Origin of the sequence: Bulleidia sp. zg-1006, from assembly GCF_016812035.1 — a bacterium.
GTDB lineage: Bacteria > Bacillota_I > Bacilli_A > Erysipelotrichales > Erysipelotrichaceae > Bulleidia.
Genome location: NZ_CP069178.1, coordinates 132,713 through 153,177, shown reverse-complemented (window position 1 = coordinate 153,177; position 20,465 = coordinate 132,713). Strand labels below are relative to the sequence as shown.

The window sequence follows — 20,465 nt, the reverse complement described above, 5'->3', positions numbered from 1 at the left end:
TTATAGGTGAACTTTTTTTGCCACCATATTCCCGATAATTCCTCCAGCTACTAGGACGACAAGGAAAATCCATCCAGATAAGGAGAAGTTTGCAATTGGAGTATATAAAGCTCCTACGTTACATCCGTTAGCAAGTCTGGTTCCAAATCCCATTGCAAATCCACCAAGGGCATAGAAGAAGGCTTGCTTTGCATTAATCTTCAGACTTGCCTTGCATGTAGATAAGAAGCTGTTAGAAGTAAGCATATAGAACAATGTGCCTAAGACAATACCAATATTCTGTACATTTATTGGATGCTTAAAGAAAGGCATTTCATAAGGTCCTGCCACTCCCTTTGTAAACTCTACGATAGCATCTGCCTTAACTCCAAAGACCATAAGAATTTTCCCGAACCAAAAGCCGTATGGTGTACTTGCTCCCCAACCAGCCTTAGTAACACCCATCAGAAGTATAAAAACAGCAGAAATGACAAGAGTCGCTGTCTTTAAGCTCCATGGACGTACAAAGATTTTCTCATAACCGTTCTCGCAGAAAGGACAAACCTCTCCACTTTCTTCCAGAGACTTCTTTTCACCAGAAAGCTGTGCGGTTTCACTTATGACCCCAAAATATGTACCTGCTTTCTTTCTTCTGTTTTCGTAGATATAACTCAACTTCACTACGATAAGGCAAAGAATCCCAGTCAAAATGAGTGCACCTAGGTAACCCTGTAAACCGTCAAATCCGAATAAATCCGGAAAATACACACCGTTTTTTCCTTCAATTTTAATCAGAGAATCCTGTACCCAGCTTGCTGTATTTTGAATTGGAAAGCCTACAAAAACACCCATACAGAAAAATATTAAGGTAACAAAAGCTCTTGGGAATGCAGCTACAAGGTCTGTCAATACTCCCGATGCACAGCAAGACGAAAACGCCATACCAAAACCGAAGAGAAGTCCTCCTAAAAGCAAGCCAATATTAATCGGATTTATCCAGAGATCAAACTTTGAAACATCCGCATTGTATAAAACCGCAGTACTAACTGCAGCCGTAACAAAAAACATAAACATCAAAGCCCTCATCAATTTAGTAGAACCACCATTATAGGCACGATTGACACTTCCCGCAAAGCCCATATAGCCTCTAGATAGCGCATAGCCTAAAAGCACACCCATCAATAACCTGAAATATAGCATAGAGGAACTCAGTCCAAACATGCCGAACAATACTACAATTGCAAGCAAAATAAAGCCGGCAATTCTCTCCATTTGTTTCATCCTTTTCAAATTCTCCTTCTTCATTCTTGATAAAGCCAACTATCCATTAGTATGAAAGCCCTATCTCATTTACGTTTATAGACATAGAAAAGTGCAGGACTTATGTAGGCTGTTTCCCCTGCAACTATGTTTTTTATAATATATCATACTTTTTTCTAATAGACCATCAGGTAACCATAGGTAAACATCAAAGGAAAGACTCCAATATTTTTAAAAGTTCCCTTTTATCATACTTGTACAAAGGATATGTGCTAGAAAAGTAGATATTAAAGCCTCTTTTACTGCCTAATAATAAAAACACCAGAAGTCCATTGAAGGGCATTAATCAAAACAATCATCATAGAAATACAAAAAGAAAAGCCCCTATAGATGGGACTTTCCGAATATTTGCAATAATACGTTGAATTAACGCTTACTGAATTGAGGAGCACGACGAGCACCCTTTAATCCGTACTTCTTACGTTCCTTACCACGAGAATCACGCGTTAAGAAACCGGCCTTCTTAAGAGCCGGACGGTAATCCTCACTTGCTTCAAGCAAAGCACGAGCAATACCATGACGCATTGCACCGGCTTGACCAGTGTATCCACCACCATAAACATTAACCTTGATGTCAAATTGATCTTTTGTTTCCGTTAATACTAATGGTGAATTAACAACCATTCTTAACGTTGCTAATGGAAGATATTCCTCTAACGCTTTACCATTCACTGTCATTACACCAGTACCCGGAGTCATAAAGACACGAGCTACGGATGTCTTACGACGACCTGTACCAACGTAGGTAACACCTGTTTTCTTCTTAGTTGCCATCTGTCTTTTCCTCCTTATTTAACTTCTAACACAACTGGTTTTTGAGCAGCATGTGGATGTTCATTTCCAACATAAACAAATAAATGAGTACGCATAACATCACCAAGCTTTGTGTGTGGTAACATACCCTTGATGGCTTTTTCAACCCATTCAATTGTATAGTTTTCACGCATTTCCTTAGTGCTTCTTGTACGTAATCCACCCGGGAATTGAGAATGACTGTAATAGAACTTCTTGAAGTCTTGATCGCCTGTGATTTGAACCTTGTCTGCATTCACAACGATTACATAATCTCCACAATCCACATTTGGTGTATAAGTAGGCTTGTGCTTACCTCTTAAAATAGTTGCGACCTGAGTTGCTAAACGACCTAAAGTTTTGCCATTACCATCAACGACATACCAAGTGCGCTTAACTTCTGCCGGTTTTAACATAGTTGTTTGACGCATAATAATTTCTCCTTTTTTGACTGAGTTTCCGGGGCTCACGCCATAAAGTGACATGAAACATGATACTTCAAAACCTTGTTTAAGTCAATTTGATTTTAGCTTCTTTATCCTTAAATCCATTCCCGAAAAGAAAGTCATTCATAATATCTTTTTTTATTTACCTCTCTATCCCTTTAAATTCCATCTCCTATAAAGCCATTTCTTGAAAAATGAAACACTTTCGGTAGTTGATTGCCCCCCAATAGAGATGATACATGTAAATCTATCTACTCTTTGTGAAAAACATAGCCAAGCCCATCCAATCAAGACAAACTCTATTACTTGTCCATATATGGTGACATTTCGTAAATTAATTAAATTGATGACTCTATTTATCATAGGCTTAGGGAGGGCTATATGTTTAACGATAAAGAAACAAACATTTTAAAAATGTTTTTAAACGGTGAATATATTCATATTCAAAAAATCGCTGATGATTTATCCATATCCAACCGTACGGTAAGCAGAGCCATTTCCGATATCAAAGATAAATTGAAGGATTATCACATGACTCTCCAGTTACATAAACATTTAGGTTATAAATTATCCTTCGACAATCACAACCATCTATTAAACTTACAAAAAGAGCTGGATATTTCTTCAAAAAATACCATTGAACTTCAAATCATTGCGGAAATTCTACAGAACTCACCGACCAGCATTACAGATTTAGCTGAAAAATTGTATTATAGCGAATCGGTTATCAGTTCTAAATTAAAAAACGTGGAGTCTTTATTAAACAAATATCACCTCACGTACTTTTCAAAACCAAATTATGGAATTGAAATCAAAGGAAGTGAAGCTCATATTCGAAATTTAATCATCCAAGAATACATGATTTTCAACAACAATCGCATCGTCGATACCATTCTTCCCATCTTCAACAAAGAAAATTTCAAATTACTAGAAAAAATCATTAAAAATAAATTATACGACTATCATTTCATTCTGTCGGATATGGATTACTCCAATCTATTAGTAGTGATTATTGCGGCTTCTTTTAGAAATTCCCACACCAAAGCCGCTTCTACTTTCCAAGGAAATGAAGACGATTCTTTCATTCAGGAAATTGTCAACGAAATTAACGAATCCTTTCAACTCAACATGGACGACAAGGAAATTCATTATATCAGTACCAATACAATTCTTAATAAGGAAACAGCTTCCGATGTCACCAGTAATAAAATTAAAGACTTTATTCACATGGCAATGGCGGTAATTCATCAAGAAAACCCTGATTATTATCAATTCAATGATAACTTTTATAACCTATTATTCATTCACATGGATTTATTAATCAAACGCACCAATACTCCAAACGTATTCATCAACCCTTTATTAAGCAATATCAAAAAAGAGTATCTGGTTGAATTCAATGACGCTATTAAACTGGGAAACTTAATTAAAGAATACTTTGATTTGGAAATATCCGATGATGAAATCGGCTACTTAGCCATTCATTTAGCTTCTTCGGCTAGGAGAATAAACAAAAAGAAAACTGCCATCATCCTTTGCAATTATGGTGTAGGAACCTCTTTGATTGTCAAACAAAAAATCGAAAAAACATATGATGACATCGAAATTATCGGTGTTTATCCTTCAACTTTTTTGAACATTGCTATCAACAGTTCCCCGGATTTCATCATTACCACAACCAAGTTGGATTATTATCCATCCAATATCCCTTTAATCGATGCTGGTGATGTTTTATTAAAGGACAACTACGAGCTGGATTTTACCACCGACAACAATCTAAACTTTTTCTTCAGTCCAAACTTATTCTTCAATATTCAAGGTCGCAATAAAGATGAAATCTTGACCATCATTGAAAAGAAATTAATCGATACCCTTGCTATTGAACAAGACCTCATGGAGGCCATCATGGAACGAGAACAACTATCCACCACTGAAATCGGTCATCTTTTCGCTATGCCGCACGCTATTAAAAGTGGCGATTTCAAATCCTTTATCGCCGTCTTTAGAAATGATAAAAAAATCATTTGGTCAACAGAGGAAGTACAACTAATTTTTATCCTATTACTCAATCGTAAAGACCTGAATAAAATTGAAATACTCAAAAAACTGTATAAAAAAATTGGCGAATATAAAATTGTTGATCAATTATTATCTTCTTACAGCTACCTCGAATTTATCCATATCTTAAACGAAGGAGATGAATCATGAATGCCATTCTTAATAAAGAAGCCGTGATTTTAAATATGAATATTGAAACCAAAGATGACTGTTTTAAGTTTATTAGTGAAAAAGCTGAATCATTGCGCCTAATTAGTGATTCGGAAAGTCTTTATCAAAGCCTTTGGCGGCGAGAAAACGAAATCAGCACCGGTTTTACCGATGGAATTGCCATTCCACACGCCAAAGATGCTTGTGTTTTAAAACCCGCTATTCTATTCATTAAAAACAATCGTGGAATTGATTGGAAAAGTTTAGATGGTCAGCTCATTCGTATTGTTATTTCGATTATTGTACCCGCTAATTCCGAATGCAATTTGCATCTGATATTACTAAGCAAGCTTGCAAAAAAGCTGATGGATGAAGATTTTAGAGCTCAACTTACATCCGAAAACAATCAAGATGCTATTTATCAAGAACTATGCGCAAGTCTTGAATAAATCATTCGATTAGAAAGTGGAAAATATAGAAAGGAGGAAATGAAATGTATGTAATTGGTATTTCCGCATGTCCAACAGGAATCGCACACACGTATATGGCGGCGGATGCTATTGAAAAGGCGGCTCAAAATCTCGGAGCTGAATTCAAGGTTGAAACCCAAGGTTCTATCGGTATCGAAAACAAATTAACCATCGATGATATTAACAGGGCTGATATTGTCATTATCACAGCGGCTGTTGCTGTTAGAGAATTTGAACGATTTCAAAACTACCAACATAAGATTTTCGTAGTTTCGCTTCAAAATGTCATCGCAAAAGGAAATGAACTTATTAAAAATGAAATGATGAAAAGAGGTATTCTTAAATGAATAAACAAAAATTAGAAAATATTCAGAAACAACTCATGACTGGTATTTCTTACATGATGCCAATCATCGTCATTGCGGGGGTCACATTAGGATTGACAACTCTACTTGGTCAAACCATCTTCAATGTCAATATTGGATCTAAAGATATTATCAAAGAAGCTACCGGCTTGAAATATATTTTATGCTGGTTGAACCAAATTGCCGGTAAAGGAATGTTTAGCTTGATGTATCCTGTTTTAGCCGGCTATATTGCCTTCGCTATTGCCGACCGTCCGGGTCTTTCTCCCGGTATGCTGGGTGGCTACTTAGCCGTTCATTTAAATTCAGGATTTATTGGGGCTGTCTTAATTGGCTTTTGCGCTGGTTATCTAGTGAAAAGTCTTAATACACTCATCAAACTGGATAGAAAATATGTTGGTGTTAAATCGTTATTTATTTTACCTGTCTTGGGAGGTATATTCACCGCTATTATCGCCTACTTTGTGATTGCTCCTATTGGCTCCGGTTTTTCTTTACTCAGTAAAACCATTGTTAACTCCATCGGTAAAGGAGGAGGCTCTTTGTTATCGGCAGCTTTAGGGGCTGCTCGTGCCTTTGACTTTGGTGGACCGGTGAATAAAATGGCTGGTACCATTGGTAAACAATTGTATTTTGATACCGGCTATTCCTACATTGCTTTAATGTTAGGAGCTTTGATACCACCTATTGGTATTGGTTTATCTACTTTGATTTCCAAGCACTTATTAAAAGAAGATGTGTTTGATCCTCAGCTTCAAGCTGGTGGCTTATCTTGCTTAATTTTAGGGGTATTGGGTATCTCTGAAGGTGTCTTACCATTTATTATCATGGATCCAATGATTATTCCTATTTGTATGATTGGTTCTGGTATTGGTGGAGCAATTGGTTTCAGCATGGGAGCTAATGTTTTCCCAGGGTCTTCCTATGGTTTCTTCATGTGGCCAATCGTTGAAAACATCACCGGATTCTTACTAGCCTTAATTGTTGGTGTCTTCGTTGTTGCCTCTTTGATGATTATTCATGAAAAACGTGTATACGCTAAAAAGAATCGTAATAATGAGGTAGCCTAATGTCCTATGTTAATTTAAAGGAAGTTTTGAGGAATACAAAAAATCAAAAATTCGCTGTCGGGGCTTTTAACTTTAATGGTTACGAAGATGTCCAAGGCATTGTCAATGCTGCCAGTCATTTAAATGCACCAATCATTGTGGCCGCCTCTATGAGTGTGGTTCGTTATTTTGGTTTAAAACAAATTGTAGGCCTGGTCAGAGGTATTGCTGAAGCCGTGGATATTCCTGTTTGTTTACATCTGGATCATTCCACTTCAGTTGATTTGTGTAAAGAAGCGATTGTGGCTGGTTTTGGTTCTGTCATGATTGATGCTTCTGCGAAAAGTTATGAAGACAATATCCATGATACCGTGGAAGTGGTTCAATTTGCTCGTAAGTATGGAGCTAGTGTAGAAGCTGAAATCGGTCATGTTGGTGGAGTGGAAGATAACATCGTTGTTTCCAAGGAGGATGCTTTATTAACAAATCCTAGTGATGCTCAAAAGTTCTATGAAGCAACGAAAGTGGATGCCTTGGCGGTAGCTATTGGTACTGCCCATGGTTTCTATAAAAAAGAACCTAAAATTGATTTTGAACGTCTTCAAACCATACGGAATCTCGTTCCGTGCCATCTAGTCTTACATGGTGGTACAGGTGTTCCTGATAAAGATTTTAAGCGTTGTGTGGATTGTGGTATGAGTAAAATCAACGTGGGCACTGAATTGAAAAAGGTGTATACAGATACTATCCGAAATCAATGTGCGGTTGTTAGTCGTCAAGAAATTGATCCTAAAAAGCTAACAAAGCAAGTTAAAACCAATATTGAAGACGCAGTCATGAAGAAGATTATCACTTTTGGTAGTGATGATAAAATCTAAAAATAGTTTGGTAATCGTCATCAAAATTTGATTTAAAATAAGCCGATATTCTCAATATGAAACCTAATGTTTCAGTGGGGATGTCGGTTTTTATGGAAATATAGAAAATATTTATGATATAACCAACAAACCTTATTTGTGTTAATTCACGATAGTTATCAAGGCTAGAAGAGTTTTGATAATTAGGCAAACACAAGGACATGAGCAACACTATCCACACAAAAGAAAAAGCCCTTGAAGAGCTGGACGAACTACTTCAAGAGGCTAAAGACTACGGTAAGAGAGCTGAATAAGCGTTCTTACCGATACCGTTATACCACAATCAATTCATGATTCACTTTGCCTTGTCAATGATACAAAGCCCTTTTCTCTTAGCTTTTTCAACAATTTCCAGGAAATTAGCATCCGTTGGTAAACTACCCTCTAACAAACAACCAGACGAATCCAACGCATAACAACAACCATTCTCTTTTCGCTCGATTAACACATAAGCAACCTTTTCATCCAATCGATCATATGAGCTGACATCCCGCAAAAGATATGCCTCATTCCGAGCCAAAGCATGATGATAGGTCACATTCTTTAAACACAAGCCCTGTGCAGCAACTTTCTTCGTCGAATACTTTCGAGAAGGTTCCTTCAACATAGTACAAACCTCGTCCAAAGAAAGTTTATTTCTTCCCACTTCAAGACAAGTTCCCACCAACATGCGAACCATATGTCTCAAATATCCACTACCACTAATTTCAAATTCAACATCACCATTCACTTCTCTCATTTCTATGTGGAAAATAGTTCGCACTTGATTCGGATGCTCTAATAAAGAAGAGGTATTAAAAGACAAAAAAGAATGTGTCCCCTTGAACAAATGCCAACAAGCCCTCATGACATTTAAATCCAAACTTTCATCCAGTTGCAAAGCACAATCTTTTTGAAAAACATCATACTCCCCCAAATGAAGCCGATACACATAGGTCTTTTGTTCCACAAGAAAGCGAGCATGAAAATCCTCATCCACTTCTTCTATTTCTTTTACATAAATATCCTTTGGTAAAAAAGAATGAAAAATACCCAACCAATGATACGCATCAATATCCTTCTCACTTTGAAATTGGAAACATTGTCCCAAAGCATTCACTTTCGCATCCGTTCTTCCCGAAGCAATAATACTCGTCTTTTTTTGATTGATTTGTTCTAGTATATCCTCAATCTTTTCTTGAATAGAATTTCCTTTTTTCTGGGATTGCCAACCACAATAGTTCGCTCCCACATAGGACACAATGGCTTTAAAGTATCTCATAACCAAATTGCTATTCCCATTAAAACGAGTAAAAGTATATGCACAAAGACTAAAAGAACATAATCCACCTTTGTAAAATGAAGTTGCTTATATCTAGTACGCATACGCCCCGGCACAAAACCTCTCGCTTCCATTGCTTCAGCCAAATCTTCCGCTCTTTGAAAAGCTGACACAAACAAAGGCACAATCAAGGCTAAAATAGCCATTACCTTTTCCTTGAGTTTTCCTTCCTTCAAATCCACACCACGTGATTCTTGCGCTTTCATAATTCGTTGTGTTTCTTCAATTAAATCCGGAATAAAACGCAAAGCAATTGATATTAACATCGCAATCATATGACTAGGCACATGAATTTTTTCAAAAGGCTTTAATAAATCTTCTATTCCTAACGTCATATCCAATGGCTTGGTGGTAGCTGTTAAACAAGTAGTAATCATAATCATCAACAACAATCTCACCGCAATATATAATGTTTGAAAAACCGCTTGTGAATGAAGCTCAAAAGAACCAATTTTTAACCAAACAGAGCCCGATTGAATAGAAAAAATGTTAATGGCGAATAAGAATACCAACATAAATAACATTGGCTTCATACTCTTCCAAATAAACTTGAATGACAACTTAGCAATCAAAATAGCTGAACAAGCAACCACAAACATCAAAGCATAGCCGACCCATCCTGCCGGAATAAAAATACACACCAGCAACACCAACATCGCCATGATTTTTGCTCTAGGATCCATGCAATGAATCGGTGAATCCATCGGGACGTAACGACCAAGTGTAAAATTAGACATGCGCCACCTGGCTTTCTATCCACGAAAAGAATTCTTCTTTTGTTTGGAATAACTCCTCTAAAGGAAAACCCTTCTGAATCATTGCTTGTTGAAAACGAATGAAGGAAGGAGCTAAAACATGGAGCTGTTCCAACAAAGCAGGCTCATGGAAAAAGTCCCAAGCATTACCCTGAAAAGCTAGTTTTCCTTCTTGTAAAACAACCACATCTTCACAATATTGCAAGACTTGATCCATATCATGAGAAACTAAAATAACCGTTAAATCTCTTTCTTTTTGTAACTGTGAAAATAAAGTCATCATTTGTTTCGCACCTTGTGGATCTAAACCGGCTGTTGGCTCATCTAAAACTAAAATCTTTGGTTCCATGGCTAAAATGCCCGCAATCGCCACTCTTCTTTTTTGACCACCAGATAACTCCAAAGGACTTCTTTCATACAAATTCTCGGAAATACCAACCGCCTTCAAAGCAAGCTTCGCTTTTTCAATAGCCTCTTCCACTGACATACCAAAATTCTTTGGACCAAAAGAAACATCTTTTAAAACCGTTTCTTCAAATAATTGGTATTCAGGAAACTGAAACACCAAACCAACTTCTTTGCGTAAGGATTTTAGACCTTTATTCTTATCTCCTGCCACAATGGTTCGATTCACAATTTCAATTTGCCCTTCATCCGGCAATAATAATGCATTTAAGTGTTGCACCAAAGTACTCTTACCAGAACCGGTATGACCAATAATAGCTGTCATTTTATGTTCTGCAATAGACAAGCTAATTTTCTTTAAAGCTTCTGTTTCAAACTTAGAACCCTTGGAATAAAAGTGACTTACTTCTTGGAAATGAATTGCCATAACTCATCCACCATCCCTTCTATTCCTTTCGTTGCATCTACCGAAATGCCCTTTTTCTTCAATCTTGCTTCTACTTCAACCACGAAAGGGACTTCAACTTGAAGCTTCTTTAATAAATCCGGTTGGTGAAATAATGGCATCGGATCACCTGTATAAATTGGTCTGCCATCCGCCAATGCAATCACATTTGTGCTTTGAAGCACCTCGTCCATATCATGAGTAATCGAAAGAATCGTTAGACCTTCTTTTTTGTATAGTTGCTTAATCAATTGGTTGATACTATATTTTCCCATTGGATCTAACATTGACGTAGCTTCATCCAGAATTAGCACATCCGGAGACATGGCTAAAACACCCGCAATCGCCACTCTTTGTTTCTGACCACCGGAAAGATGACTTGGTTCTTTATCTAAGAACGAAAACATTCCCACTCTTTGTGCATTATCTTCAATAATTGCATCCATTTTAGCAGGCTCCACTTGGTGATTTTCTAAACCAAAAGCAATGTCATCTCGTACGGTTGAACCAATAAATTGATTATCTGGATTTTGGAAAACAATTCCGATTTGCGAACGAATTTCATCCAAACTTTCTGCACTCATTTCTTTTCCTTGAATTTGAATGGAACCAGATTCTTTTTCCAATAATCCTGCCAGCAGTTTCGCTAATGTGCTTTTTCCACTACCATTGTGACCAATAATCGTAGTATAAGAACCGGCAGAAATAGAAAAAGAGGCGCCTTGAATGACTGGGTTCCCTAGCTCATACGAGAAATATAAGTCTTTTACTTCGATTGTGTTTGCCATTCATTATCCCCTAATTCTTTAAATATCTGTGGCAAAGTTTCTAAAAGAGCTCTTGTTCGTTTGTGCTTGCTATTAAGGTATTTTCGATTACGATCTAAAAGAATGGAGTTCAAACCAACTTCTTTTTCCGCAACTTCCAATTCCTCTAAAATGGAGCTGATATTCAACACTTCCTCTTTCTTCACTTGTGCCACTTCTAACGCCTTTTCAAATGCTTCTTTATTCATCAATGTCTTTTCAACAAAATCAGCGCTAATCACTTCTGCTACATGCAAATTGTTTCTTTTCAAATTCACCCGAACATAATCCGCTGATTCATTACAGATAATATACACCGGTATCGGACATTGTCGTAAAAAATTTTTGAAGTCATCACTAATTGGCGCGTACATCCAAAAGGTTTGGAGAGCACGTATGACTTTTTGTGAACTCCCTTTAAATTTTATATCATCAGATTTATATTTGAGAATATTTAAAACCGTATTTTCTAATTTCGTATAAGGTTTATCTTGCACATAACTATCCATCTTCTTCAAAAGCCAATCACGTGCCTCCTCTGTGGAATTTAATTTACTATGATGCACAACTTCATCACTAACCGCTTGAAAATCTTCACCCTTAGGTAAGATAACGGATAGAATATAGTTTATAAATACAGCTTTTATCATTTCCAATCCTCCTATATGAAAAAATTAAGCGATAAAAAAGTTGGTACATACCAACTTTTTATTAGTATGAATCATTAGACTTTTTCAACAAAGGTCTCGTGATAATTACCACCTAAGGAAATCACTTGGTTTGCGACATTGAAGATATCACTCGCAACAGCACCCTCTTCATAAGCAAACGAACGCTTAACGCTATAAGCTAATACTTCATCCTCCGAAACGCTGTAACCGGCACTTTCTAAAATACCTTTAAAATCTTCAGCACTTTCTTGTGAGTCATAAGATACATGATGCACAATCTGAACTTCTTCACCCGGTATAAATCTCTCCACATAGTTGTTTTCATTTTCCACAGTTTCTTTTAAAAAGTTCGTTGGTAAAAAAGGATACACTGTCTTTAATTCCAAAATTTCATCACTTTCTCCGGAATTATCAACTTCGACAAGTTCAACTTCTTCCATTTCAGACTCATCTTTTTTGTCCAATACTTTCTTCGCTACTACGATAGCTCCAACCGTCGCCGCCGCAACAATTCCCCAAAATTTAATACTCATATTTATAACCTCTCTTTATTTATTTTACCATATTATTTATTTTTTACATCTAAGAGCCAATTTTCTATCTCTTTCACTTGATAATAAACGGTATCCACATACGCAAAAAAGTGATAATAATTTTTCGCACAATCTTTTTTCAAACATATTCCAACCTTATCTTGATTGGCTAGGGAATGCGAAGAACCTCTTTCTTTTAAGACAATATCACTTTCTAACCATGGTTGTTGCACTTCAGAATTAAACTCAAATTCAACACTATCTACCCTTAAAATGGGTACTTGTACAACACTCACCTTTTCTTCCCATAAACATTCCCAGTCAATACAACCAATGGAATGCGGTACCAAGTTATTCAAAATAGGATCTGAGAAAGAAGAAATGATTTCTTCACCTGTGGTTAATGCACTTAGTTCTTGCTGATATTGGCGAAAGCCTTGTAACCCATAATGCGCTAAAGAGGGATAGATGTGTAAGCTCACATTCTTAGCATCCGGGAAACGCTTCTTCATTTCTTCAACAAAGTGAACCAAACTCATCCCTGCTTTTTGTTTGAATTGTGGTATTGAACAAGACACTTTTTCCTCTTTTAAACAAATAAGGGCCTCTAATTCATGGACGGGATAATGATGGATATCATATACTCTCCATTCAATACCTTGGATACGTTTCTTATCTTTCTTTTGGTCTAATAAAACCCAATTTATTTCTTTCTTTTCTAACAACTGTCTACTAATTAGACTTTCAATTCCGTAAATACCGACTTTCATAAATGTTTCTTTCTATTAAAAAACTTCCCGAAGGAAGTTTTCCCTTTATTTCTTAACAGAACCTTGATTAGCAACCGCAGCCATCTTAGCTTCAATAGCTGATTGATCACCTAAATATTCCTTTGAAATGAAATGACCTTCATCATCGAAAGTATACACAAGAGGAACACCGGTTGGAATATTAACACCGATAATTTCCTCATCACTTAAACCTTCAAAATACTTCACCAAAGCACGTAAGCTGTTTCCATGAGCTGTAATTAACACTCTCTTACCTTCTTTCATCTTAGGTAAAATTTCTTGTTCATAATAAGGAACAGCACGCTCAATCGTTGTCTTTAGACTTTCAGATAATGGCAATTCATCCTTGTTTTCATTACGATAAGCTTCTTGATTAGCCGGGTTACGATTATCACTAACCTCCAAGGCAGGTGGTTGAATATCAAAAGAACGACGCCAAATCTTAACTTGTTCTTCACCATACTTTTCCGCTGTTTCTGACTTATTCAAACCTTGTAAAGCACCATAATGACGTTCATTTAATTTCCAAGTCTTTGTGACCGGTAACCATTCACGATCCATTTCAGCCAAAATGTGATTCAATGTATGAATGGCTCTCTTTAAATACGATGTATAGCATAAATCAAAATCATATCCTGCTTCTTTTAAAGCACGACCACCGGCCTTCGCTTCTTCAATACCTTTTTCTGATAACTCAACATCTGTCCAACCGGTGAATAAGTTTAACTTATTCCACTCGCTTTCACCATGACGAACTAATACTAATTTCATAGAATCCTCCATCTATTAACATATCTACTTTAGCATTTTTTAGCCAAAGAAAAAAGATGCCTAAGCATCTCTTCACTCATTTTATACTAAGAAATATTTTAAAACAAAGACAACACTTAAAATATACATCAATGGTGATAACTCATCTTTCTTACCTGTGAATAAATGTAAAATGGTATACGTGATGAAACCAAACGCAATGCCATCAGAAATACTATACGCAAACCCCATCATCGTGATTGTAACGAAAGTCGGAATAGCTTTGGTTAAATCTTGCCAATTGATATTTGCGACTTGTTGCATCATTAAGAAACCAACAAATATCAAAGCAGGCGCTGTCGCAAAAGATGGAATTGTTAAGAATAATGGACTAAAGAATAAAGCCAATAAGAATAACACACCCGTTGTAACACTTGTTAAACCAGTGCGACCACCTTCGGAAATACCGGAAGAAGATTCAACGAATGTTGTGACGGTAGAAGTACCTAAGCAAGCACCGACCGTTGTCCCAATCGCATCGGATAATAAGATACCCTTAATTTCAGGTAATTTACCTTCCTTATCCAACATGCTGGACTTTTCAGCACAGCCAATAACTGTTCCAATCGTATCGAATATATCCACAAATAAGAACGCAAATAACACCACAATAAAATCACCCAAATGTGATGTTATGAAACCAAAGTCAAATTTAAACATAGTTGGAGCCATACTAGAAGGCATTGAGAACAAATCACTTGGAATAAGAGAATAATAACCAGCCGCCGCATTTGGTACATAGAAACCAAGCAATTGTAAGATAATTCCTAATCCCCAAGTGATTAAAATTCCCCATAACATATATCCCTTAATACCCTTGATAAACATAAATGCAATCAGTAGTGTACCAAGTAAAGCCAATAGAACCGCAACCCCTTGGGTATGAATTGTTCCCGAAGAAATCGCCGCTTTCAAACTAAATAAACTAACTAATGTATTACCATCAACGATAATACCGGCATTTTGTAAACCAATAAATGTGATAAAGAAACCAATGCCGACACCAACAGCCGTCTTTAAAGAAGCTGGAATTGCGTTGAAGATTGCTTCACGAACATTCGTTACCGATAAAATAAGGAATATAATTCCTTCTACCAATACAGCTGTTAAAGCCACTTGCCAACTAAATCCCATTTGTCCACAAACTGTATACGCAAAGTAAGCATTCAAGCCCAAGCCGGCCGATAAGGCAAACGGTTTATTCGACAATAAAGCCATTGCGAAACAAGCAATAGCTGAAGCAACAGCCGTTGCCGTTAAAATGCTTCCCTTATCCATACCGGAAGCACTCAAAATCGATGGGTTTAACGCCAAAATGTAGACCATGGTTATGAATGTGGTTACACCGGCCATGAGTTCAGTACGAACATTCGTACCATTCTTTTTAAGCTTAAAGAAATTTTCCAACATATTTTCTCCTTTTTCTTATCACACATCGAAAAAAGAAAAACTCTGTAGATTCCTACAGAGTGCCTAAAAATATCCTAGACACCGTAGTCCCATAGTTAAGGCCATGGGGTAGAAACTCTCTCGCCAATCCGAGAGGATATACGATATGTGACCCTTGTATTATACATTAAAAATTTAAAAAGTGTTAGGTGAAAATACAAAAAATAGAAAGCCATCTGATAGAATGAGTTTAACTAACAAATCGTAGTATCAGAGAAAGGCTTTCTATGAGAATAGTTGTAACACATGTTTTATCACATGACACAACTTCCAATTTTCCTAATGGGCTTTCATAAGTTTCCTACCTTTTAATCTAAAAACAATATCCGCTTGTCTTGAAAGCTGTTTACTATGGGTCACTACAATTACGCATTTGTTTTGGTCATGTGCTGTAGACTTTAATAAACTAATAATTTCATCCGATGTATTTTCATCTAAATTTCCAGTAGGCTCATCAGCCAAAACTAATGGTGCACCAGACACTAAGGCTCTAGCAATCGCTACACGTTGCTGTTGACCTCCCGAAAGATGTAAAACATTTCTATTAATTTGTTCCTCTTCTAAACCCATACTCAATAGTATGTCACTTTTTGCATCCGGTTTTACTAGTTTTATATTTTCTAATGGAGTCAAATAATCTAATAGGTTATAATTTTGGAACACCATTGAGATATCGTTCTTTCTGTAAAATGTATATCCTATGTCTTTTATGCTTTTATCTTCAAATAGTACATTTCCACCTGTGGGTTCGTCAAGACCGGCTAGTATTGACAGTAGGGTAGTTTTACCTGAACCTGATTCTCCAACGATTGCGTAAAACTTTCCCCTTTCAAATTCACAACTCACATCACTTAAAATTTTATTTTTTTTGCTATCTTTATATACATAACTTACATTTTTTAGTCGAATAATACTCATAATTTATATCCTCTCTTAGCTCATTTTAGATAGTATTTCTTTTGGCTTTAATTTAATGATATTCATTGAAGAGATTGCAACTGATACTACTATAATTGCAATTCCCATAATCCACACCCACATAAACTCATTGGCTCCAATTGAAACATTTAAGTTGTCAAGTGTTTTAGCAATTAAACTTGATTCGGCATCCGCTCCTAAATTAAGTCCACCAAGGTTTTGACCAAGAGCTAATCTACCGGCATTGTTTGCCTGCTTAACTAAACTGTCCCCCAATTTTTGTGCAATTAAAAATCCTGACCCAATGGAGGCTCCAAAACTGAAAATAGCTATCATCAATAATTCAATTACATATTGAACGACAATATTTATTTTTGAAATTCCTAGTGACAGTAAAACTCCCGTTTCATGAATACGACCATTAATCCAGAAGGCTAATACAAGTGATAAGATGATTGAACTGACCACGATAGAACCAACAATTAGTTGACTGATTAGATTATCCATTGCATCTAGTGAAGTTGTTAATGCTAGGAAGTTTTTATCTGAACTTGTTACTGTATATTGTGACCAGTCTATATCTAATTTTTTAACTTTTTCAATAATTTCATTTAATCTTGCCGGATCAGAAACATAAAATTTTACATCTTGATAGTATAGATTCTCTTTAGAATTTCCACTTAATTGTGTAGCAGTATGTACATCTGACATCAAGATATTTTCTATTAACTCGATTTCATGAGTAGCTCTATCTTGGTTACTACCAGTAAAGAGCCCTACTATCTCAAGCGTTACTTTAGCATTTAATTCTTTATCTAAATTTACAGATCTATGCTTGCTTGGTGTAACAGTAATCTTATCACCAATTTTTAGATTATTTAATTTAGCAAACTCTTCATGCACTAAAACTTTATTGACATCCCCTCTTTTAATATGTCTACCTTGTGTTAGTTTTAAAGCTCCACCTACAAATTTATTATCAAATTTTGATTCTTCATTACCTTGTAAATCCGCCATTTTCTTAATGATGGCTTCTTTTTCAGGATTGTACTGTCTTCTTGGGGTATTTAACGGCACCTTTTTCAAGCCGGAAATATCAACTTCAGATATAGTTCTCAAATCATTTGAAGTAACTCCATCAATTGACTTGACTTTTTCAACAATAGATCCCGGTACATTACCAAGCCCCCTTGTACCTACTCCAAAACTATTTTGTAAATTTACACCAATTTCAAAACTCGCTCTAATTGAACTATTTATATTTTTTCTAGTTTGTTTTGTGGCGGACTTAATAGCAAAACCCGCAATCATAGAAGTTGCGATTCCAAATAAAATGAAAAACATTATGATGGATTTAGCTTTCTTTCTTGTTACATATAGTAACGCCCTTTTTAATACTGACATTTTTATGACCTCCTCATCTGTATCTATATTAATGTTCTATATGAAACCCATATGAAATTTTTAAAAATAATTCCATTAGTTTTTCCCTTAAACTCATCAGGATGCTTTTTCTAGTTCATCTTATCTCTTTCTTTATAAAAAATATGCTCTTTTTTCAGCACACAAAACCCCAAAAGTAAATTTTTCTAATTTTTGCTCTTGGGGCTTAGTTCTAAATTATTCTGCTGATATTTTTTCTAATTTCACTATTAATTATACAATTCGATTTTTCAAAATTAGGATATTAACTTTAATGGCTTCTAAAATCAATAGTAAATTTCATACCTAAATGGCTAGGTTTAAACTGAAACTCAAGATTAGCATCGGTTAAAATATTTTTAACGATATATAGACCTAGACCAGTCCCACCATCTTTTTTATCCCTACTAAAATCCGGTCTATAAAAAGCTTTAAATACATGCTTTAACACATCTTCAGAAAGTGATTTACACTCGTTTTCTACTATTAATATTCCATTTGATATCTGTATATTGATTCGATTGCCTTGGTCTGTGTAGTTAATAGCGTTTGAGATAATATTAGAAATTACTTTTTTCATAGATTCCTTGTTCATAAAACAATCACATGGCTCTTCTATTTTCAAATTTATTTTTAAATCCTTCGCCCTTGCTAAAACCTTATATGATTCTATTATCTCAACTAAAATCATTCGTATATCCAAGTCCTCTTCACAACCTTTATTAACTACCTGCAATTTGCTTATATCTAATATGCTTTGAACCATATCTGTCGATTCTATGACTATTTCCTGTGCCTTGTCTAAATAAAAATCTCGATCTTTATATTTACCAATCTTATAGCGCATATTTTCCAATAAAACACGTAGTGATGTTAAAGGCGTTTTAAGTTCATGGGAAGCCGCTCGTAAAAATTCTACCTTTTCTTTTTCTACTTGACTAATATCATCAATCTTTTGTTTTAGTGATTCAATTGTATTCCATATCGTGTCATATAAAGAATTAATATTATTAGCTATCATTCCAATTTCATCTTCACTTTCTACGTTGCAATAACTATCTTTTTTTAACCTTTCCATATCTTTTGTGGATTTTAATATGTTTTTTATAGGTTTAGTAATTTTTTTACTATAAATATATGCTGCAATAAGAGAAATAATAAAACTAATGCCTATGGAATAAGGAAGAACTTTAATAGTAACTTGTTTTGTTTCGTCTATAGATCCGGTACTTAAAATTAAGTAAAGATCACAGACTTGATTATCTTTATTTTTAAAGGTCTTTTTATCAATGATAACCGGATGGTCACCAAGTGATTCTAACTGTGTAATAGAAGTATCTCTCCTTAATATATCTTTTGCTCTAACAGGGTCAAGTTGGATATTAGCAGGTGTAAAACCGTGATACTGATATGTATTGTTTCCAATATAAAGAGTTATATTTACGTTGTATATAATAGCGTAATTCTTTGTTACTTCTAACGCCTTTGATTCACTAGTTTCCTCCAAAATTTTAACCAGTTCCATAGACCTATTCTTGACCTCCTCTTGCTTTTTATTGAAATAAAAGCTAGGTAGGAGAAAATATATAAGACCATGAATCATTATGGTGATAACACTCATAATCACCATAGTGTATATGAAAGTCTTCGGGAATAACTTTAATCTTTTCATACATCACTCTCATACTTGTAGCCCACACTTTTTACCGTTTTTATGCAGTCTAGGTGAAGCTTTTTTCTCAAATTTTTAATGTACACATCTATCACCCTATCAAAAGGCACTTCATCAATCCATAACCTATCCAGTATTTGGTCACGTGAAAAAACTTGTCCCGGATGGTTAATTAGAAGATTTAATATTTTTATCTCCTTGGGCTTGATATTTACATACTGACCTTTGTAGGTGGCACTAAATCCGGATAAATTCACCCTAGCATCCCCATATACCCATTCTTCTTTTTTATGTTGAAAATGACTTCTTCTAATCAAGGCTTCGACACGTTTTTCTAAAATTGCAAGCGAAAATGGTTTACTTATATAGTCATCTGCCTGTTCATCAAAACTCATAATCTGTGTACTATCATCAGCCATAGCTGTTAACATTAAGACGAATGTTTGATTGTGTAATCTTATTTTCTTCAAAACTTCAAAGCCATCTGCCTTTGGAAGCATAATATCTAAAATAACTAAATCAAAATCTTGATTTAGAAACGTACGAATAGCTTTTTCTCCATCTGCAACAGATACTACTTCGTAATTCTTTACAGTAAGAAATTCAGCAATACCTTCACGTGTAACTTCATCATCTTCAACTAATAATATTTTTCCCTTCATTAACATACTCCTTTTTCCTTTTAGATATCACATGTTAGGTGATAATACACTATGCTATTATCTCGATTATATTGTCAAATAACAAGTAAGCTCTTTAAGGTATTTATTAGATGGTCATGTCACATATGTTTGACAATCCTAGATTAGAAGCTATTTTATAACAAATGAAACCGTTTACTTTTTTGAAATGTACTTGATAACTTGATTGAGAAAGGTAATCATATATTTTATGTATATTTCCAGGTATAAGACCAACGCT

Annotated in this window: 21 protein-coding genes and 1 riboswitch; of the genes, 5 read left to right on the top strand and 16 right to left on the bottom strand. The window is 35.4% G+C overall.

Features of this window, described 5'->3' with window-relative positions; genetic code table 11:
• The 3 genes from JOS54_RS00770 to rplM form a co-directional block, all read right to left on the bottom strand.
• The gene (locus JOS54_RS00770; RefSeq protein ID WP_203245186.1) at window positions 1-1,260 is read right to left on the bottom strand and encodes a YeeE/YedE family protein; all 1,260 of its coding nucleotides are present in this window, start codon (window positions 1,258-1,260) and stop codon (window positions 1-3) included.
• Between the two features lie 405 nt (window positions 1,261-1,665).
• A complete protein-coding gene (gene rpsI, locus JOS54_RS00765) occupies window positions 1,666-2,073 on the bottom strand; it encodes a 30S ribosomal protein S9 (protein ID WP_203245185.1) in 408 nt (135 codons plus the stop codon).
• Between the two features lie 14 nt (window positions 2,074-2,087).
• Entirely contained in the window at window positions 2,088-2,522 is a 435-nt protein-coding gene (gene rplM, locus JOS54_RS00760) for a 50S ribosomal protein L13 (protein WP_203245184.1), read from the bottom strand.
• A gap of 396 nt (window positions 2,523-2,918) precedes the next feature.
• Here rplM and JOS54_RS00755 point away from each other — a divergent pair, with 396 nt between their 5' ends.
• From JOS54_RS00755 to JOS54_RS00735, 5 genes are read left to right on the top strand one after another with little or no spacing between them, the layout of a single operon-like run.
• Window positions 2,919-4,745: a transcription antiterminator gene (locus tag JOS54_RS00755; RefSeq protein WP_203245183.1), complete on the top strand. Its 1,827-nt coding sequence runs from the start codon at window positions 2,919-2,921 to the stop codon at window positions 4,743-4,745.
• Window positions 4,742-5,194, top strand: a complete 453-nt coding sequence (locus JOS54_RS00750) for a PTS sugar transporter subunit IIA (protein ID WP_203245182.1) — start codon at window positions 4,742-4,744, stop codon at window positions 5,192-5,194. The genes JOS54_RS00755 and JOS54_RS00750 overlap by 4 nt, the downstream gene beginning before the upstream one ends.
• A 44-nt stretch (window positions 5,195-5,238) precedes the next feature.
• A complete protein-coding gene (locus JOS54_RS00745; protein WP_203245181.1) occupies window positions 5,239-5,562 on the top strand; it encodes a PTS fructose transporter subunit IIB in 324 nt (107 codons plus the stop codon).
• A complete protein-coding gene (locus tag JOS54_RS00740) occupies window positions 5,559-6,650 on the top strand; it encodes a PTS fructose transporter subunit IIC (protein ID WP_203245180.1) in 1,092 nt (363 codons plus the stop codon). The genes JOS54_RS00745 and JOS54_RS00740 overlap by 4 nt, the downstream gene beginning before the upstream one ends.
• Window positions 6,650-7,507 carry a class II fructose-bisphosphate aldolase gene (locus JOS54_RS00735; protein ID WP_203245179.1) on the top strand — a complete coding sequence of 286 codons (858 nt, stop codon included), beginning with the start codon at window positions 6,650-6,652 and terminating at the stop codon, window positions 7,505-7,507. The genes JOS54_RS00740 and JOS54_RS00735 overlap by 1 nt, the downstream gene beginning before the upstream one ends.
• 334 nt (window positions 7,508-7,841) lie before the next feature.
• Here JOS54_RS00735 and truA read toward each other — a convergent pair whose 3' ends face one another.
• From truA to JOS54_RS00670, 13 genes are all read right to left on the bottom strand, one after another.
• Entirely contained in the window at window positions 7,842-8,807 is a 966-nt protein-coding gene (gene truA, locus JOS54_RS00730) for a tRNA pseudouridine(38-40) synthase TruA (RefSeq protein ID WP_203245178.1), read from the bottom strand.
• Window positions 8,804-9,604, bottom strand: a complete 801-nt coding sequence (locus JOS54_RS00725) for an energy-coupling factor transporter transmembrane protein EcfT (RefSeq protein WP_203245177.1) — start codon at window positions 9,602-9,604, stop codon at window positions 8,804-8,806. The genes truA and JOS54_RS00725 overlap by 4 nt, the downstream gene beginning before the upstream one ends.
• Window positions 9,597-10,454: an energy-coupling factor transporter ATPase gene (locus JOS54_RS00720; RefSeq protein ID WP_203245176.1), complete on the bottom strand. Its 858-nt coding sequence runs from the start codon at window positions 10,452-10,454 to the stop codon at window positions 9,597-9,599. The genes JOS54_RS00725 and JOS54_RS00720 overlap by 8 nt, the downstream gene beginning before the upstream one ends.
• Complete coding sequence (locus JOS54_RS00715; RefSeq protein ID WP_203245175.1) at window positions 10,430-11,260, bottom strand: energy-coupling factor transporter ATPase; 831 nt, start codon at window positions 11,258-11,260, stop codon at window positions 10,430-10,432. The genes JOS54_RS00720 and JOS54_RS00715 overlap by 25 nt, the downstream gene beginning before the upstream one ends.
• Complete coding sequence (locus JOS54_RS00710) at window positions 11,239-11,928, bottom strand: hypothetical protein (RefSeq protein WP_203245174.1); 690 nt, start codon at window positions 11,926-11,928, stop codon at window positions 11,239-11,241. Before JOS54_RS00710 ends, JOS54_RS00715 begins: the two co-directional genes overlap by 22 nt.
• Window positions 11,929-12,002: 74 nt before the next feature.
• On the bottom strand, window positions 12,003-12,482 hold the full coding sequence (locus tag JOS54_RS00705; RefSeq protein WP_203245173.1) for a hypothetical protein: 480 nt from the start codon (window positions 12,480-12,482) through the stop codon (window positions 12,003-12,005).
• A gap of 32 nt (window positions 12,483-12,514) precedes the next feature.
• The gene (locus tag JOS54_RS00700) at window positions 12,515-13,252 is read right to left on the bottom strand and encodes a hypothetical protein (RefSeq protein ID WP_203245172.1); all 738 of its coding nucleotides are present in this window, start codon (window positions 13,250-13,252) and stop codon (window positions 12,515-12,517) included.
• A 45-nt stretch (window positions 13,253-13,297) separates the two neighbouring features.
• Window positions 13,298-14,044 carry a 2,3-diphosphoglycerate-dependent phosphoglycerate mutase gene (gene gpmA, locus JOS54_RS00695; protein ID WP_203245171.1) on the bottom strand — a complete coding sequence of 249 codons (747 nt, stop codon included), beginning with the start codon at window positions 14,042-14,044 and terminating at the stop codon, window positions 13,298-13,300.
• Window positions 14,045-14,125: 81 nt separating this feature from the next.
• Window positions 14,126-15,493: an NCS2 family permease gene (locus tag JOS54_RS00690; protein ID WP_203245170.1), complete on the bottom strand. Its 1,368-nt coding sequence runs from the start codon at window positions 15,491-15,493 to the stop codon at window positions 14,126-14,128.
• 64 nt (window positions 15,494-15,557) lie between these two features.
• Window positions 15,558-15,657: riboswitch (purine riboswitch) on the bottom strand.
• Between the two features lie 154 nt (window positions 15,658-15,811).
• Entirely contained in the window at window positions 15,812-16,450 is a 639-nt protein-coding gene (locus JOS54_RS00685) for an ABC transporter ATP-binding protein (RefSeq protein WP_203245169.1), read from the bottom strand.
• Window positions 16,451-16,465: 15 nt separating this feature from the next.
• On the bottom strand, window positions 16,466-17,854 hold the full coding sequence (locus JOS54_RS00680) for an ABC transporter permease (protein WP_203245168.1): 1,389 nt from the start codon (window positions 17,852-17,854) through the stop codon (window positions 16,466-16,468).
• 289 nt (window positions 17,855-18,143) lie between these two features.
• Complete coding sequence (locus tag JOS54_RS00675) at window positions 18,144-19,397, bottom strand: HAMP domain-containing sensor histidine kinase (protein WP_203245167.1); 1,254 nt, start codon at window positions 19,395-19,397, stop codon at window positions 18,144-18,146.
• Window positions 19,398-19,540: 143 nt separating this feature from the next.
• Window positions 19,541-20,212: a response regulator transcription factor gene (locus JOS54_RS00670; RefSeq protein ID WP_238928358.1), complete on the bottom strand. Its 672-nt coding sequence runs from the start codon at window positions 20,210-20,212 to the stop codon at window positions 19,541-19,543.
• Window positions 20,213-20,465: the final 253 nt, after the last annotated feature.

Bases quoted from the DNA above. Each gene is read 5' to 3' on its own strand.
- JOS54_RS00770 (WP_203245186.1), bottom strand. From the start codon at position 1,260: ATGAAACAAATGGAGAGAATTGCCGGCTTTATTTTGCTTGCAATTGTA.
- rpsI (WP_203245185.1), bottom strand. From the start codon at position 2,073: ATGGCAACTAAGAAGAAAACAGGTGTTACCTACGTTGGTACAGGTCGT.
- rplM (WP_203245184.1), bottom strand. From the start codon at position 2,522: ATGCGTCAAACAACTATGTTAAAACCGGCAGAAGTTAAGCGCACTTGG.
- JOS54_RS00755 (WP_203245183.1), top strand. From the start codon at position 2,919: ATGTTTAACGATAAAGAAACAAACATTTTAAAAATGTTTTTAAACGGT.
- JOS54_RS00750 (WP_203245182.1), top strand. From the start codon at position 4,742: ATGAATGCCATTCTTAATAAAGAAGCCGTGATTTTAAATATGAATATT.
- JOS54_RS00745 (WP_203245181.1), top strand. From the start codon at position 5,239: ATGTATGTAATTGGTATTTCCGCATGTCCAACAGGAATCGCACACACG.
- JOS54_RS00740 (WP_203245180.1), top strand. From the start codon at position 5,559: ATGAATAAACAAAAATTAGAAAATATTCAGAAACAACTCATGACTGGT.
- JOS54_RS00735 (WP_203245179.1), top strand. From the start codon at position 6,650: ATGTCCTATGTTAATTTAAAGGAAGTTTTGAGGAATACAAAAAATCAA.
- truA (WP_203245178.1), bottom strand. From the start codon at position 8,807: ATGAGATACTTTAAAGCCATTGTGTCCTATGTGGGAGCGAACTATTGT.
- JOS54_RS00725 (WP_203245177.1), bottom strand. From the start codon at position 9,604: ATGTCTAATTTTACACTTGGTCGTTACGTCCCGATGGATTCACCGATT.
- JOS54_RS00720 (WP_203245176.1), bottom strand. From the start codon at position 10,454: ATGGCAATTCATTTCCAAGAAGTAAGTCACTTTTATTCCAAGGGTTCT.
- JOS54_RS00715 (WP_203245175.1), bottom strand. From the start codon at position 11,260: ATGGCAAACACAATCGAAGTAAAAGACTTATATTTCTCGTATGAGCTA.
- JOS54_RS00710 (WP_203245174.1), bottom strand. From the start codon at position 11,928: ATGATAAAAGCTGTATTTATAAACTATATTCTATCCGTTATCTTACCT.
- JOS54_RS00705 (WP_203245173.1), bottom strand. From the start codon at position 12,482: ATGAGTATTAAATTTTGGGGAATTGTTGCGGCGGCGACGGTTGGAGCT.
- JOS54_RS00700 (WP_203245172.1), bottom strand. From the start codon at position 13,252: ATGAAAGTCGGTATTTACGGAATTGAAAGTCTAATTAGTAGACAGTTG.
- gpmA (WP_203245171.1), bottom strand. From the start codon at position 14,044: ATGAAATTAGTATTAGTTCGTCATGGTGAAAGCGAGTGGAATAAGTTA.
- JOS54_RS00690 (WP_203245170.1), bottom strand. From the start codon at position 15,493: ATGTTGGAAAATTTCTTTAAGCTTAAAAAGAATGGTACGAATGTTCGT.
- JOS54_RS00685 (WP_203245169.1), bottom strand. From the start codon at position 16,450: ATGAGTATTATTCGACTAAAAAATGTAAGTTATGTATATAAAGATAGC.
- JOS54_RS00680 (WP_203245168.1), bottom strand. From the start codon at position 17,854: ATGTCAGTATTAAAAAGGGCGTTACTATATGTAACAAGAAAGAAAGCT.
- JOS54_RS00675 (WP_203245167.1), bottom strand. From the start codon at position 19,397: ATGGAACTGGTTAAAATTTTGGAGGAAACTAGTGAATCAAAGGCGTTA.
- JOS54_RS00670 (WP_238928358.1), bottom strand. From the start codon at position 20,212: ATGTTAATGAAGGGAAAAATATTATTAGTTGAAGATGATGAAGTTACA.